Annotated in this window: 14 protein-coding genes and 1 pseudogene; 2 read left to right on the top strand and 13 right to left on the bottom strand. The window is 74.9% G+C overall.

Going from position 1 to position 13,465, the window contains the following annotated elements:
• Positions 1–45: 45 nt before the first annotated feature.
• On the top strand, positions 46–684 hold the full coding sequence (locus tag NF338_RS07810; RefSeq protein ID WP_264030235.1) for a YczE/YyaS/YitT family protein: 639 nt from the start codon (positions 46–48) through the stop codon (positions 682–684).
• Positions 681–1,241: an NADPH-dependent FMN reductase gene (locus NF338_RS07805; RefSeq protein ID WP_264030234.1), complete on the top strand. Its 561-nt coding sequence runs from the start codon at positions 681–683 to the stop codon at positions 1,239–1,241. The genes NF338_RS07810 and NF338_RS07805 overlap by 4 nt, the downstream gene beginning before the upstream one ends.
• Positions 1,242–1,350: 109 nt before the next feature.
• Here the strand turns inward: NF338_RS07805 and NF338_RS07800 are convergent, their stop codons facing one another.
• From NF338_RS07800 to NF338_RS07740, 13 genes and pseudogenes are all read right to left on the bottom strand, one after another.
• A complete protein-coding gene (locus NF338_RS07800; protein ID WP_264030233.1) occupies positions 1,351–2,433 on the bottom strand; it encodes a hypothetical protein in 1,083 nt (360 codons plus the stop codon).
• The gene (der, locus tag NF338_RS07795) at positions 2,430–3,965 is read right to left on the bottom strand and encodes a ribosome biogenesis GTPase Der (RefSeq protein WP_264030232.1); all 1,536 of its coding nucleotides are present in this window, start codon (positions 3,963–3,965) and stop codon (positions 2,430–2,432) included. Before der ends, NF338_RS07800 begins: the two co-directional genes overlap by 4 nt.
• Positions 3,966–4,047: 82 nt before the next feature.
• Complete coding sequence (locus NF338_RS07790; RefSeq protein ID WP_264030231.1) at positions 4,048–4,431, bottom strand: iron chaperone; 384 nt, start codon at positions 4,429–4,431, stop codon at positions 4,048–4,050.
• Between the two features lie 78 nt (positions 4,432–4,509).
• On the bottom strand, positions 4,510–5,448 hold the full coding sequence (locus NF338_RS07785) for an EamA family transporter (RefSeq protein ID WP_264030230.1): 939 nt from the start codon (positions 5,446–5,448) through the stop codon (positions 4,510–4,512).
• The gene (locus NF338_RS07780) at positions 5,445–6,149 is read right to left on the bottom strand and encodes a lysophospholipid acyltransferase family protein (protein ID WP_264030229.1); all 705 of its coding nucleotides are present in this window, start codon (positions 6,147–6,149) and stop codon (positions 5,445–5,447) included. Before NF338_RS07780 ends, NF338_RS07785 begins: the two co-directional genes overlap by 4 nt.
• On the bottom strand, positions 6,146–6,886 hold the full coding sequence (gene cmk, locus NF338_RS07775) for a (d)CMP kinase (RefSeq protein ID WP_264030302.1): 741 nt from the start codon (positions 6,884–6,886) through the stop codon (positions 6,146–6,148). The genes NF338_RS07780 and cmk overlap by 4 nt, the downstream gene beginning before the upstream one ends.
• A gap of 26 nt (positions 6,887–6,912) precedes the next feature.
• Positions 6,913–7,275 (bottom strand): chorismate mutase, encoded by a 363-nt coding sequence (gene aroH, locus NF338_RS07770; RefSeq protein ID WP_087472142.1) that lies wholly within the window; start codon positions 7,273–7,275, stop codon positions 6,913–6,915.
• An 82-nt stretch (positions 7,276–7,357) separates the two neighbouring features.
• A complete protein-coding gene (locus tag NF338_RS07765; protein ID WP_264030228.1) occupies positions 7,358–8,401 on the bottom strand; it encodes a pseudouridine synthase in 1,044 nt (347 codons plus the stop codon).
• 164 nt (positions 8,402–8,565) lie between these two features.
• Positions 8,566–9,075 (bottom strand): annotated as a pseudogene (scpB, locus tag NF338_RS07760) (SMC-Scp complex subunit ScpB); the annotation flags it as partial.
• A gap of 95 nt (positions 9,076–9,170) precedes the next feature.
• Positions 9,171–10,085: a segregation and condensation protein A gene (locus NF338_RS07755; RefSeq protein WP_264030227.1), complete on the bottom strand. Its 915-nt coding sequence runs from the start codon at positions 10,083–10,085 to the stop codon at positions 9,171–9,173.
• The gene (locus tag NF338_RS07750; protein ID WP_244286435.1) at positions 10,069–10,896 is read right to left on the bottom strand and encodes a ParA family protein; all 828 of its coding nucleotides are present in this window, start codon (positions 10,894–10,896) and stop codon (positions 10,069–10,071) included. Before NF338_RS07750 ends, NF338_RS07755 begins: the two co-directional genes overlap by 17 nt.
• Positions 10,897–11,157: 261 nt before the next feature.
• Entirely contained in the window at positions 11,158–12,111 is a 954-nt protein-coding gene (gene xerD / locus NF338_RS07745) for a site-specific tyrosine recombinase XerD (protein ID WP_264030226.1), read from the bottom strand.
• Between the two features lie 30 nt (positions 12,112–12,141).
• Complete coding sequence (locus NF338_RS07740; protein WP_264030301.1) at positions 12,142–13,050, bottom strand: heme o synthase; 909 nt, start codon at positions 13,048–13,050, stop codon at positions 12,142–12,144.
• Between the last annotated feature and the right edge of the window lie 415 nt (positions 13,051–13,465).

The raw sequence follows: 13,465 nt of genomic DNA, 5'->3' as shown, positions 1-13,465 counted from the left end.
CACACTCGTTGACATGTCATCGAGTCGCGTGCTTGTATCGATGACATGTCAACGACACGTCGCCTCGCCCAGCTCGTCCTCGGGCTCGCACTCTTCGGCGCGAGCATCGCGCTGCTCGTGCGCGCCGAGCTCGGGCTGTTCCCGTGGGACGTCCTGCACCAGGGCGTCGCCCGCGCGACCGGTCTGCCGCTGGGCGCCGTCGTGATCCTCGCGAGCGTGCTCGTGCTCGTGCTCTGGATCCCGCTGCGCCAGCGGCCCGGTCTCGGCACGGTCGCGAACGTCGTGCTCGTCGGTGTGTCCGTCGACCTGTCCCTCGCGGTCCTCCCGACCGTCGAGGCGCTCCCCTGGCGCATCGCCCTGCTCGTCGCGGGCGTCGTCGTCAACGCCGCGGCCACCGGCCTCTACATCGGCGCCGGGTACGGGCCCGGCCCCCGCGACGGCCTCATGACCGGACTTGCCGCGCGCGGCTGGTCGTTGCGCTGGTCGCGCCTCGGGATCGAGCTCGGCGTCCTGGCCGTCGGCTTCGCGCTCGGCGGGACGGTCGGCGTCGGCACCGTCGTCTACGCGCTCGCCGTCGGACCGCTGGTCCAGCCGTTCCTCGCCCTGTTCACCGCCCCGACCCGACCCTCCACGGACCACCCGTCCGCGGAGTCCCTCCCCACCACCTCAGGAGACCGCTCGTGAAGCTGCTCGTCGTCGTCGCCAGCACCCGCCCCACCCGCGTCGGCCCCGCCGTCGCCGACTGGTTCCTCGCCCAGGTGCCCGCCGACCCGGACCTCGAGGTCGACGTCGCCGACCTCGCCGAGATCGCCCTGCCGTTCCTCGACGAGCCGGTCGACGCGCACTCCGGCGGCTACGTGCACGCCCACACGATCGCGTGGAGCGCCCGGGTCGAGGCGGCGGACGCCGTCGTGCTCGTCATGCCGGAGTACAACCGCGGCTACCCCGCGCCGCTGAAGAACGCCCTGGACTACCTCGCCGACGAGTGGCGCGACAAGCCGGTCGGGTTCGTGTCGTACGGGATGTCGTCGGGCGGGATGCGCGCGGTGGAGGCGATCACGCCGGTGGTCGTCGCGCTCGGGATGCTGCCCACCGCGAGCGCCGTCACGATCCACCTGCGCCGCTGGCTCGACGACGACGGCCGGATCCACGACGACGGCACCCTCGCCCCGGCCGCCGCTCGCCTGCTCGCGGAGGTCCGGCGTCTCGCCGACCTCGTCCGCCCGGTCGTGGTCGCCTGATCGCCTAACCCGGGGTTGCGCGGCACCTCAGCCTCCCCCTGGCACGCAACCACGGGTTCGGTGACGGGTCGTCACCGCCCACCGCGGGCTCGGCGCCAGGTCGGCGGCGTCAGACGCGTCGCTCCGTCCTCACCGACGCCCGACGGCGCTCGTCGTCCCGGCCCAGCGCGGCACCGAGCGCCGCGAGCACCAGCAGGTCGACGACGAGACCCCCGACGCCGACCCACTGGAGCGCGCGGAACACGAGGAGCTGGGTGAGCAGCAGCGACACGAGCACCCCGCGGCGCACCCAGACGGCGCCCGCCCGGTGGTCCTCGGGCGACCCGCCGCGAGCCACGACGACGCCCGCCACGACGCACGCGACCGTCCCGGCCACCCCGACGACGATCCCCGCGCCCACCCACGTCGGCACGTCGATCCCGCCGCCCAGCACGCGGATCCCGGCCAGGAGGGACCCCAGCGCCGTCCCGAGCACGAGGACCACGACGACGACAGCCGCCCAGGGCCGTCCCAGCGCCGCGGCGAACCAGGCGGACGCACGACGGACGAGCGCGCGCACGGGGTCGGGCACGTCGACGTCGTCGCGCGGCACGGCCTCGACGAGCGCCGACACCTCCGCCGCGGCGGGCTCGCCCCGGCCCCGCGCCGCGAGCGCCCGCGCTTCGTCTCGCGCGTCGTCGGTGAACCCGCCCGCGACGCCGGCGACCGCGCGGTCCGTCGCGACGGCCAGGTACTCGGCCGGGTGGTGCCGGCGCCGCCCGTGCACCGCCTCGACCACGAGCACGAGGACCACGACGGTCGCGTAGATCAGCGCCGCCGTGGGCTGGTAGAAGTAGTCGTTGTCCGCGGTGACGAACTTGCCGATCTCGTCGACGAACAGCCCGAAGCCCACGCCGCCGACCACGGCCCCGAACGAGCGCAGCGCCGGGCCGACGAACGACAGCAGCACGACGACCGCCAGCGCCATGCCCAGCCCGCCCCAGAGCACGTGCGCGACGTGCAGGTCTCCCCCGCCGACCTGCGGGTACCCCGAGGCGGCGAGGAGGAAGCGGGTGACGAGCACGGTCGCGACGGTCACGACGAGGAACGTCACGAGATGACGGGTAGCGGCGGTGTCGCGCGCCACGCCGAGGCGCAGCGCGCGCCCCCGCCGGGAGACCCCCGCGGGGACGCGTGCCGCGCCGTCGCTCACCGCTTGCGCTTCTCCCGCACGCGGACGCTGATCTCGATAGGCGTGCCCTCGAACCCGAACGTCTCGCGCAGGCGACGCTCGATGAACCGGCGGTACCCGGCCTCGAGGAAGCCCGTCGCGAAGATGACGAACCGCGGCGGGCGCGTGGAGGCCTGGGTCGCGAAGAGGATGCGGGGCTGCTTGCCGCCGCGCAGCGGGTGCGGGTGGGCGGCGACGAGCTCGCCGAGGAACGCGTTGAGGCGCCCGGTCGGGATGCGCGTGTCCCACGACTCGAGCGAGCGCTGGATCGCGGGGACGAGCCGGTCGGTGTGCCAGCCGGTGCGCGCGGAGACGTTGACGCGCGGCGCCCACTGCACCTGGACCAGGTCCTTCTCGATCTCGCGCTCGAGGAACGGACGGCGGTCCTCGTCCATGAGGTCCCACTTGTTGTAGGCGATGACGAGCGCGCGGCCGGCGTCGACGACCTGCGAGATGACGCGCGTGTCCTGCTCGGTGAGCGGGACGGACGCGTCGACGAGCACGACCGCGAGCTCCGCCTTCTCGATCGCGGCCTGGGTCCTCAGCGACGCGTAGAAGTCGGCACCCTTCGTCTGGTGCACGCGGCGACGGATGCCCGCGGTGTCGACGAGGACGTAGGGGACGTCCTTGATCGTCACGAGCTCGTCGACCGGGTCGCGGGTCGTGCCCGCGGTCTCGTCGACGACGACACGGTCGCTGCCGGCGATCTTGTTGAGCAGCGACGACTTGCCGACGTTCGGTCGCCCGATGAGCGCGACCCGGCGCGGGCCGGTCGGGCGCACCTCGCCGTGCTCGGACTCGGTCGGCAGGGCGCGCATCGCGGCATCGAGCAGGTCGCCGGTCCCGCGGCCGTGCAGCGCCGACACGGGGTGCGGCTCGCCCAGACCGAGCGCCCACAGGTACGCGGCGTCGGCCTCGCCGGACTGCCCGTCGACCTTGTTGGCGCAGAGCACGACGGGCTTGCCGGACTCGCGCAGCAGGCGCACGACGCGCTCGTCCGTCGCGGTGGCGCCGACCGTCGCATCGACGACGAACAGCACGGCGTCCGCGAGCGAGATCGCGACCTCGGCCTGCTCGGCGACCTTCGACTCGATGCCCGCGACGTCGACCTCCCAGCCGCCCGTGTCCACGAGCGTGAACCGGCGCCCGGCCCACTCCGCGGGGTAGCTGACGCGGTCGCGCGTGACGCCCGGCTTGTCCTCGACGACGGCCTCGCGACGGCCGATGATGCGGTTGACGAGCGTCGACTTGCCGACGTTCGGGCGGCCGACCACCGCGAGCACGGGCAGCGGCGCCTCGGGTTCGTAGCCCTCGATCACCTCGCCGTCGGCGTCGAGGAGGACGAGGTCGGTGTCCTCGAGCTCGTAGTCCTCGAGGCCGGCGCGCAGCGCACGCTCGCGCGCCGTGTCGTCCGCCGAGTCCGCGAGGTCCGCGGGCGCCAGGGGCTCCTCGGCCTGCCCGGCGGCGTCGATCTGTCCGGGCGTGCCGGGCTGGGCGGGGTCGGGTGTGGTCATGGCGTCCATTCTCCCAGGCCGCGGGCCAGGCTCCGAACCCGGCCCGTCGGCGCGCCCTCGCGGGTCTCCGCGGCGGGCCGGATCAACCGGCCCGGCCGTCGCGCGCCACCGCCGCGCGGGCGGCCAGCCGGAGGACGACGGCGCGCACGACGTCGTCGGGCACGGGCTCGGCCAGCGAGAACCGCAGGGTGCCCTTGCCGTCCTGGTAGCGCGCGATCCGCCGCGCCAGCTCGTCGTCGGTCTCGGGTACCGGGTAAAGCGAGACGTGGTGGGCCCAGCCCGCGAGGTAGACGACGTACCGGTCGTCGAGCGTGAACGTCGGGATGCCGTAGCTGATGCGCTCGCCGAGGCCGGGAACGGTGTCGTGGACGACGGCGCGCAGGTGGGCGACGACGTCCCGCGCCGAGGGTGTCAGCGTCGCGAGGTACTCGTCCACGGTCGTGGGCTTGCCCGGAGCGTCGGTCATCCGCTCTCCTCTCCGCGCGTGCTGGCTGGCGTCCACGACCTGACGACGGCACGGCTCCACGGCCGGCTACGCGCGAACCTACCGCGCGCCGGGCGACCCCGCGAGGCGCACGAGCACCACGCCGGCGACGACGAGGACACCTCCGGCCGCCTGCACGAGGCTCGGCGCCTCGCCGAGGAGCAGCCACGCGATGACGACGGCGAACAGCACCTCGGACAGCCCGACGAACGATGCGAGGCGCTCCCCCATGCGCACAGTCGCGGCCACGCCGGAGACGTACGCGAACGCCGTCGCCACGAGCACGACGACGGCGAGCGGCACGTACCAGGGCGCGGACGTCCCGAGGAGCGTGACGTCGACGAACGGCGCGGCGAAGGGCAGCACGCCCACGAGTCCGGCGGCGCCGAGCGCGAGCGCCCCGACGCCCAGCCCCGACGCGGCGAGCGCGACGGCCGGCAGCCGGGTGGGGCGCGCGGACAGGACGAAATAGGCGCCGAGCCCCACGGCCGCGCCGAGGGCGAAGAGGACCCCGACGAGGTCGGGGCGCGCACCCGCGGGGTCCACGACGAGCACGAGGCCGGCGACCGCGACGACGCAGCCCGCGAGCGTGAGCCGCGGCGGGACGTGCCGCGTGCGCAACCATGCCAGCCCGACGAGGAGCACCGGCGCGAGGTACTCGACGAGCAGCGCGATGCCGACCGGCATGCGCGCGACGGCCGCGAAGTAGCAGAGCTGCGTCCCGGCGACCGCGACGAGACCGAAGCCGAGGACCAGACGCCACTCCTCGCGCAGCAGCCGGTGGCTCCCCCGCAGGGCGACCGCCGCGACCGGGGCGAGGACGAGCGCCGAGCACAGCGCCCGCGCGAAGACGGCGGCGCCCGGCGACCACCCCGCCTCGAGCAGCGGCTTCACGAACGGGCCGCTCGCGCCGAACGCGAGCGCGGACGCGAGGCCGACGAGGACTCCCGTGCCCGGGCGGTCGCCCACGACGTGCGCCACCGGCCCGCCGGTGCTCACGACGCCGCCCGCCGCTCCCGGTTCGGGTCGTCCGTGGGCAGCGCCACGCCCGTCGAGGCGACGGTGTCCGCGACGAGCTCCGCGAGGGCGGTGCGGATGCGCTCGTTCGCGTCCTCGAGCGCCTGCTTGCCGCTCACCCCGGGCGCCCGCTCGACGGCGAACGGCTCGCCGAACCGGACCACGAGCCGGCGGCGCAGGCCCGGGATCCGGTTGACGCCCTCGCCCGTGCGGCGGGTGCCGAGCACGGCGACGGGGACGACGCGCGCTCCCCCGTTGAGCGCGAGCCACGCGACCCCGGCCCGGGCGGACGCCGCGTCGCCGCGACCGCGGTTGCCCTCCGGGAACACGCCGACCGCGCCGTCCCGGCGCAGCACGCCCAGCCCGGTCGCGAGCGCTCTCCGGCCGCCGCTGCGGTCGACGGGGATCTGGCCCGCCGCGCGCAGGACCCACCCGACCGGCCCGACGAACATCTCCTCCTTGACGAGGACGTGCAGTGGGCGGGGGGCGACGCCGAGCACGATCGGCCCGTCGACCACGCCCGTGTGGTTCGCCGCGAGCACGACGGGGCCGTCCACCGGCACGTTCTCCGCGCCGAGGACCCGGGTCGACCAGACGACGCGCGCGAGGAAGCGGCCGACCCAGCGCGACCAGGCCGGACCGGCGGGCGACGGCACCCGCTCGCCCGCGGAGCTCGCGCTCACGAGCCCTGGCGCGGACCGACCACCCGCCCGGTGACCTGCTCGACGACGGCGAGCACGGCGTCGATCGTCTGCTCCAGGTCGAGCTCGGACGAGTCGACCGTCACGACCCCGTCGGCCGCGACCTGGAACTGCGAGACGGTCGCGTCGTCGCGGTCCCGGCGCAGCACCTGGTCCTTGGTCGCCTCGACCGCGGCGGCGTCCGCCGTCCCGTGCACGTCGAGGGAGCGGCGCGCCAGGCGCGCCTCCTCGCTCGCCGTGAGCAGGACGCGCGCGTCCGCGTCGGGCGCGACGACCGTCGTGATGTCCCGGCCCTCGGCCACGACGCCGCGCCCCCCGGCGAACCCGGACGGCGTGCGCTCGGCCTCGATCACCGCCCGCTGCAGGCGCCGCAGCTCCGCGCGCACGTCGAGGTTGGTCGCGACCGCGCTCACGGCCGTCGAGATCTCCGTGGAACGGATCGCCTCGCCGACGTCGACGCCGTCCACGTGCACCGTCGGCCCGGACGGGTCCAGGCCCATGACCAGCGGCATCACGCGCACCGCGTGCGCGACCGCCGCCTGGTCGGCGAGGTCCTCGCCCCGGTGCAGGCACCACCAGGTCGCGGCGCGATACATCGCGCCGGTGTCGAGGTACGCGAGCCCGAGCCGGCGCGCGACGCCCTTGGACACGCTCGACTTGCCCGACCCCGAGGGGCCGTCGACCGCGATCGTCAGCGCGGTGCCCGTCGCGCCTACCATGCCCACGGCGCCCGTCTCCCCCGCGCTCACTGGGCCAGGTCCTTACGCAGCGACGTGGCGCCGTGCAGGTACACGTGCTGGACGGCCGACCGCTCCACGTCGAGGTCGGCGTGCGCCATGAGGCGCACGACGCGCGGCAGCGCGCCCGGCACCGCGATCTCCGTCGCGCACATGAGCGGCACGTCGCCGAGCCCCATCTCGCGTGCCGCGGCCGCCGGGAAGTCGGCGACGAGGTCGGGCGTGCAGGTGAAGAGGATCGAGATGAGCGCGTCGGTGTCGACCGCGTTCGCGTCGAGCACCTCCTGGACCAGCTCGCGCGTGCGCTCGAAGAGGTGCTCGCGCTCGTCGACGTCGAGCTGGGTCGCGCCCCGGATCGCCCGGACCGGCATGGGTGGTGCTCCTTCAGTACGGGACGGCCCGCCTCACGGCGGTCCGTCGGAGGGTGGTGCAGGTCGCGTGGGGACCTCGGCCCTAGAGCCCGACGCCCGCCATGAGGCTGCCGAGCTCCGTCCGGCCGAGGACGCGCGTCGTCCCCGGGCGCAGGTTGCCCAGCGCGATGGGGCCGATGCGCGTGCGCACGAGGCGCGTCACGGGGAAGCCGACCTCCTCGAACATGCGCCGCACCACGCGGTTGCGCCCCGAGTGCAGCACGACCTCGATCATCGTCTGGTCCGCGACCTGGTCGACGACGCGGTACGCGTCCGCGCGCACGACCCCGTCCTCGAGCTCGATGCCGTGCAGGAACTTGTTGGCGACGTTGCCCGGCACCTTGCCGCGCACCGTGACGAGGTACGTCTTGGCGACCTCGTGCGACGGGTGGGCGAGGTGGTTCGCGAGCTCGCCGTCGTTCGTCAGCAGGAGCAGGCCCTCGCTGTCCGCGTCGAGGCGCCCGACGTGGAAGAGGCGCTCGGGGCGGTCCGCGACGAGCTCGGCGATGGACGGGCGACCGTCCGGGTCGTGCATGGTCGACACCACGCCGCGCGGCTTGTTGAGCGCGAGCGTCACGCGCGACGAGTCGAGCTGGAGCCGCATCCCGTCCACGTGCACGATGGCGCGCTCCGGGTCGATCCGCACGCCCAGCTCGGTCACGCGGACGCCGTCGACCTCGACGCGGCCCTGGGAGATGAGCTCCTCGCACGCGCGGCGCGAGCCGAGCCCCGCCGAGGCGAGCACCTTCTGCAGGCGCACACCGTCCTCGACGTGCACGTCCCGCTGCGGCTCCGTGGGCTGCTGCCCGCGTCGCGGCCGACCGTGCTGCTGTCGACCGGGCTGCTGGCCGCCGCGCGACGGCGTCGTGCCGCGCCCCGCGGCCTGGCCCCCGCGACCACCGCGGCCGGCGCTCGCGCCACGGCCCGCGGACGTGCCCGTCGACCCTGACCCTGCCCCCCGCGGGGCACCGCCCGAGCGTGCGGCGTCCCCGCGTCGCGGGCCACCGCGACGCGCGTCGCCCGCCCCGTCGCGCGGGGCGCGCCCGCGGCCCCCGTCACCGGGCTGGCGTCCGTCCTTCGAGCTCATGCGTGTCCTTCGTCCGTCGAGTCCCGCGCGGCGTCGTGCGCCACGTCGTGCAGCCTCGGGGCCGACGCCGGTGCGTCGTCCCCGTCGTCAGCCGCGCCGTCGGAGAGGCCCGTCGCGGCCACGACGGCACCCGCCCGCGCGGTACCGCGCAGGTCGGCGAGCCCGTCCAGGCCCTCGAGGTCGTCCATGTCCGGCAGGTGCGGCGCGAGCGGGGGCAGCTCGTCGAGCGACGTGAAGCCCATGCGCTCGAGGAAGTAGCCCGTGGTGCCGAACAGGCCGGCGCCGGTGTGCGGGTCCTGACCGACCTCGGCCACGAGCCCGCGCGCCACGAGAGTGCGCACCACGCCGTCCACGTTGACCCCTCGCACCGCCGACACCTGGCCGCGGCTGACCGGTTGACGGTACGCGATCACGGCCAGAGTCTCCAACGCCGCCTGCGTGAGCCGTGCCGTCTGACCGCCCTGCACGAACCGGCCCACGACCTCCGCGTGCGCGGGCGCCGAGTACACGCGCCAGCCGCCGCCCGCCTCGCGCAGCTCGAACCCGCGCGGCCGGGCGCCGTCGTCGCCGCGGTACTCGGCGGCGAGGTCGTGCAGCGTGCTCAGCACGTCGTCGACGGGGACCTCGAGCGCCGCGGCGAGCTCGACGACCGGGATCGGCTCGTCCGCGACCATGAGCACCGCCTCCAGGGCGGCGGGCAGGCCTCCCGGGAGGTCGTGCACGGCGGGCGCGAGGACCTCGTCGAGGACGGGTGCGCCGTCGGGCTGCGTCACGCGGGGACCTCCTGGTCGATCGGGGCGAGGGCTTCGCCCGCGTCGGCGTCGTCGCCCTCGTCGAACTCGCTGCCGACGTCGGCCAGGGCGGGCTCCGGCGCGTCGTCGTCACCCGACCACCGCACGGTGAGCTCGCCGAGCGGCGTCACCTGGTCGAACGCGACGAGCGCCTGGCGGAACAGCTCGAGCAGGGCGAGGAAGCGGGCGACGACCACGGCCGTCTCCCCCGCGTCCGCGACGAGGGCGCGGAACGTCGTCGTGCCGTGGCTGCGCACGCGGTCGACGACGATGCCCGCCTGCTCGCGCACGCTCACCGCGGGCGCGTGCAGGTGGTCGAGCGAGACGCCGGGCGGGGGCGCCTTGGGCGCGAGGGCGCGGGCCGCGAGCGCGGCGAGCTGGTCGGGACCCATGGTCCACACGAGCTCCGGCAGGAGCGCGGCGAGGTGCGGCTCGAGCTGCACGACGCGCGGGAAGCGCCGCCCGGCGCTCTCGAACCGCTCGGCGAGCACGCCCGACACGTCCTTGTACGCCCGGTACTGCAGCAGCCGGGCGAACAGGAGGTCGCGCGCCTCGAGCAGGGCGAGGTCCTCGTCGTCCTCCATGCTGCCCGTGGGCAGCAGGCGCGCGGCCTTGAGGTCGAGCAGCGTCGCGGCCACGACGAGGAACTCGCTCGCGGTCCCGAGGTCCCACCCGGGGTGCTCCTCGCCCGCGGCGCGGGCTGCGGCGGCCGCGCGCTCGGCGTCGCGGATGTAGGCGATGAAGTCGTCCGTCACGCGCGCCAGCGCGACCTCGGTGATGTCGAGCTTGTGCTTGGTGATGAGCGACAGCAGCAGGTCGAACGGGCCGCTGAAGTTGTCGAGGCGGACCTCGAACCCTCGACGTGCCGGCTCGGTCTCAGGCGGCGTCGCCACGGGCGACCAGCTCCCGGGCGAGCTGCCGGTACGCGACGGCGCCGGGGTGGGTCGGCGCGTAGACGGTGATGGGCTCGGCCGCGACGGACGCGTCGGGGAACTTCACCGTGCGCCCGATGACGGTCTGGAGCAGCTTGTCGCCGAACGCCTCGTGCACGCGCGCCACGACCTCGCGCGAGTGCAGCGTGCGCGAGTCGAACATCGTCGCGAGGATCCCGTCGACCTCGAGACGCGGGTTGAGCCGGTCACGCACCTTCTCGATCGTCTCGACGAGCAGCGCCACGCCGCGCAGCGCGAAGAACTCGCACTCGAGCGGGATGAGGACGCCGTGCGCGGCCGTGAGCGCGTTGACCGTGAGCAGTCCGAGCGAGGGCTGGCAGTCCACGAGGATGACGTCGTAGTCGTCGACGACGGGCCGCAGCACGCGCGACAGCACGGACTCGCGCGCCACCTCGCCGACGAGCTGGACCTCGGCCGCCGACAGGTCGATGTTGGCGGGCAGGAGGTCGAGGTTCTCGACGTCCGTCGGGACGAGCACGTCGTGGATGTCCGCGCCCCGCTCCATGAGCAGGTTGTAGACGGTGCGGTCGAGCTCGTGCGGGTTGACGCCGAGCCCGACGGACGCCGCCCCCTGCGGGTCGAAGTCGACGAGCAGGACCTTGCGGCCGTACTCGGCGAGCGTCGCACCGAGGTTGATGGTGGTCGTCGTCTTGCCGACGCCGCCCTTCTGGTTGCACATCGCGATGATGCGCCCGGGGCCGTGCGCCGCGAGCGGCGCAGGGACCGGGAACTCGGGCAGGGGGCGGCCCACGACGTCGGTGGGCGCGTCGGTCGTCTCGCGGCTCTCGCCGTTCGTGGCGTGGTCGACGACGGGTGCGACGTCGCGCTCGGAGGAGGTCACGGGGGCGGCCGGACGGACGGCGTCGCCGTGCGAGCTCTGCGCGCCGCGCGTCTCGGGCTGGGTCTCGGCCTGGCTGCTCACGCTCGCCACGGTATCGCAGGACCTCGCCGCCGCTCGTGCGCACGCGCCCGCGCGCCGCGTTCCCGCCCGTCGCCCCGGGAACGGGTTCCGTCAGCCCAGCGCGCGGGGGTGGGCGGCGGCGTACACCTCGCGCAGCGTGTCCGGGGTGACGAGCGTGTAGATCTGGGTCGTCGTGACGGACGCGTGCCCCAGGAGCTCCTGGACGACACGCACGTCGGCGCCGCCCGCGAGCAGGTGCGTCGCGAAGGAGTGCCGCAGCGTGTGCGGCGAGATCCGCTCCGGGTGGTCGATCCCCGCGCGCTCCGCGGCTGTGCGCAGCACGGCCCAGGCGCTCTGCCGCGACAGGCGCGCGCCGCGCGTGTTGAGGAAGACGGCGGGCGTGCCACGGCCGTGCGCGGCCAGACCCGCGCGCCCCCGCACCAGGTACGCCTCCAGCGCGCGCCGCGCGAACGAGCCGACGGGCACCACGCGCTCCTTGCCGCCCTTGCCGAGCAGGCGGACGGCCCCCGTCCCGAGGTCGAGGTCGTCGACGTCGAGGCTCACGGCCTCGGTGATGCGGGCACCAGTCGAGTAGACGAGCTCGAGCAGCGCCCGGTCGCGCAGGGGCCCGGAGCCGTCGCCGACGCCGGAGGCCTCGAGGATGCGCGCGACCTCGTCGGTCGAGATCGCCTTGGGGAGCCGCTTGCCCTGGGCGGGCGGGCGCACGTCGGCGGACGCGTCGGCGTCGGCCAGGCCTTCCGCGGCGCAGAAGCGGTGCCAGCCGCGCACGGCGGCCACGGACCGCGCCGTCGACGACGGCGAGAGGCTCGCCCCGCCGTCGGAACCGGTGCGCAGCGCGGTGACGTACGCCGCGACGTCGTCGGCCTCGACCTCGCGCACGGCATGGTTGCCGCGCGCGGCGAGGAACGCGACGTAGCGCGCGAGGTCGCGCCGGTAGGCGGCGACGGTGTTCGCGGACAGGCCGCGCTCGACGGCGAGGTGCGCGAGGTACTCGCGCGCGGCGCGGTCCAGCGCCTCGGGCACGTGCGCCTCGCCGGAGCCCATGGTCCTACCGTCCTCCCGGCACGGTCGGGCTCACAGCGGGAGGAAGACGTCGACCGCCACCGCGACGAAGAGCAGGGTGAGGTACGTGATCGAGGCGTGGAAGACCTTCATCTCCCCGACCTTGCCGCCCTTGCCGTCGGCCTTGTCGCGGGCGCGGCGCAGCATGGTCACGCACGAGGACAGGAACCAGACCCCGAGCACGGTGGCGACGACGCCGTAGACCCAGGTCATGCCGGCGAGGGGCCACAGCGCGAGCGAGGAGGCGATCATCGCGACGCTGTACACGATCATCTCGCGTGCGACCTTGCGGTCGTCCGCGACGACCGGGAGCATCGGCACGCCGGCGTTGGCGTAGTCGCGCTTGAACTTCATGGACAGCGGCCAGTAGTGCGGCGGCGTCCAGAAGAAGATGACGAGGAACAGCGCGAGCGCCGCCCAGCTCAGCGATCCCGTGACCGCCGACCAGCCGATGAGCACCGGCATGCAGCCCGCGATGCCGCCCCAGACGATGTTCTGCGGCGTGCGGCGCTTGAGGATCATCGTGTAGCCGACGACGTAGATCGCGATCGCCGCGAACGTCAGCCACGCCGAGACGACGTTGACCAGGAGCGCGAACCAGACGAGGGACACGACGCCGAGGACGGTCGCGAACACCAGCGCGGCCCGCGGCGTCACCTCGCCGGTGACGAGGGGGCGCCGCTTGGTGCGGTTCATGACCTCGTCGATGTCGCGGTCGAGGTAGCAGTTGTAGACGTTGGCCGACGCCGCGGCGAGGGTGCCGCCCACGAGCGTCGCGAGGATCAGCCCGATGCCCGGCAGCCCACGCTGAGCCAGGATCATCGTCGGCACCGTGGTCACGAGGAGGAGCTCGATGATGCGCGGCTTCGTCAGCGCGACGTAGGCGCCGAGTCGCTCACGCAGGGTGCGGGCCGCGCCCACCGCCTCGGCCGTCGGGCCGACGGAGGTCGCGGGGCTCGTCGGCGAGGACGGCTGCTGGGTCGACGCGGCGCCAGACGGGCTTCCGGTCCCGTCGATCGGTGCCTGGCTCGTGGTGTGCACGCGCTTCGGTGTTCCGTTCTGAGGTGGGGGGCGGGCTGGGACGGACCGCCGGTCGTCCTCGCTCATCGTACGTCCCCGCCTGCGCCGGGGCCGACCGGACGGGCCGGGCGATTGTGTGACATCCGACCGAAATCCAGCACGTGGGCACCGCCCGGGCACGAACGGCGTCCGCGTATAGGCTGGACCTGCAACCGTCCCGCGTCGGACCGCCCGTCAGGACCTGTGGCCCGCGGACGACGTGACCGGCACCGGGCCGCCCCGCCCCCTGAGGCGTGAGGCCGGGAAATGTTCAACG

Origin of the sequence: Cellulosimicrobium sp. SH8 (assembly GCF_025818875.1) — a bacterium.
In the GTDB taxonomy this organism is placed as follows: domain Bacteria; phylum Actinomycetota; class Actinomycetes; order Actinomycetales; family Cellulomonadaceae; genus Cellulosimicrobium; species Cellulosimicrobium cellulans_D.
This window is presented reverse-complemented; position numbering and strand designations above follow the sequence as displayed.

What these genes read in the sequence shown, in the direction of transcription:
- NF338_RS07810 (WP_264030235.1), top strand. Translation starts at nt 46, where the DNA reads ATGTCAACGACACGTCGCCTCGCCCAGCTCGTCCTCGGGCTCGCACTC.
- der (WP_264030232.1), bottom strand. Translation starts at nt 3,965, where the DNA reads ATGACCACACCCGACCCCGCCCAGCCCGGCACGCCCGGACAGATCGAC.
- NF338_RS07790 (WP_264030231.1), bottom strand. Translation starts at nt 4,431, where the DNA reads ATGACCGACGCTCCGGGCAAGCCCACGACCGTGGACGAGTACCTCGCG.
- cmk (WP_264030302.1), bottom strand. Translation starts at nt 6,886, where the DNA reads ATGGTAGGCGCGACGGGCACCGCGCTGACGATCGCGGTCGACGGCCCC.
- aroH (WP_087472142.1), bottom strand. Translation starts at nt 7,275, where the DNA reads ATGCCGGTCCGGGCGATCCGGGGCGCGACCCAGCTCGACGTCGACGAG.
- NF338_RS07765 (WP_264030228.1), bottom strand. Translation starts at nt 8,401, where the DNA reads ATGAGCTCGAAGGACGGACGCCAGCCCGGTGACGGGGGCCGCGGGCGC.
- xerD (WP_264030226.1), bottom strand. Translation starts at nt 12,111, where the DNA reads ATGGGCTCCGGCGAGGCGCACGTGCCCGAGGCGCTGGACCGCGCCGCG.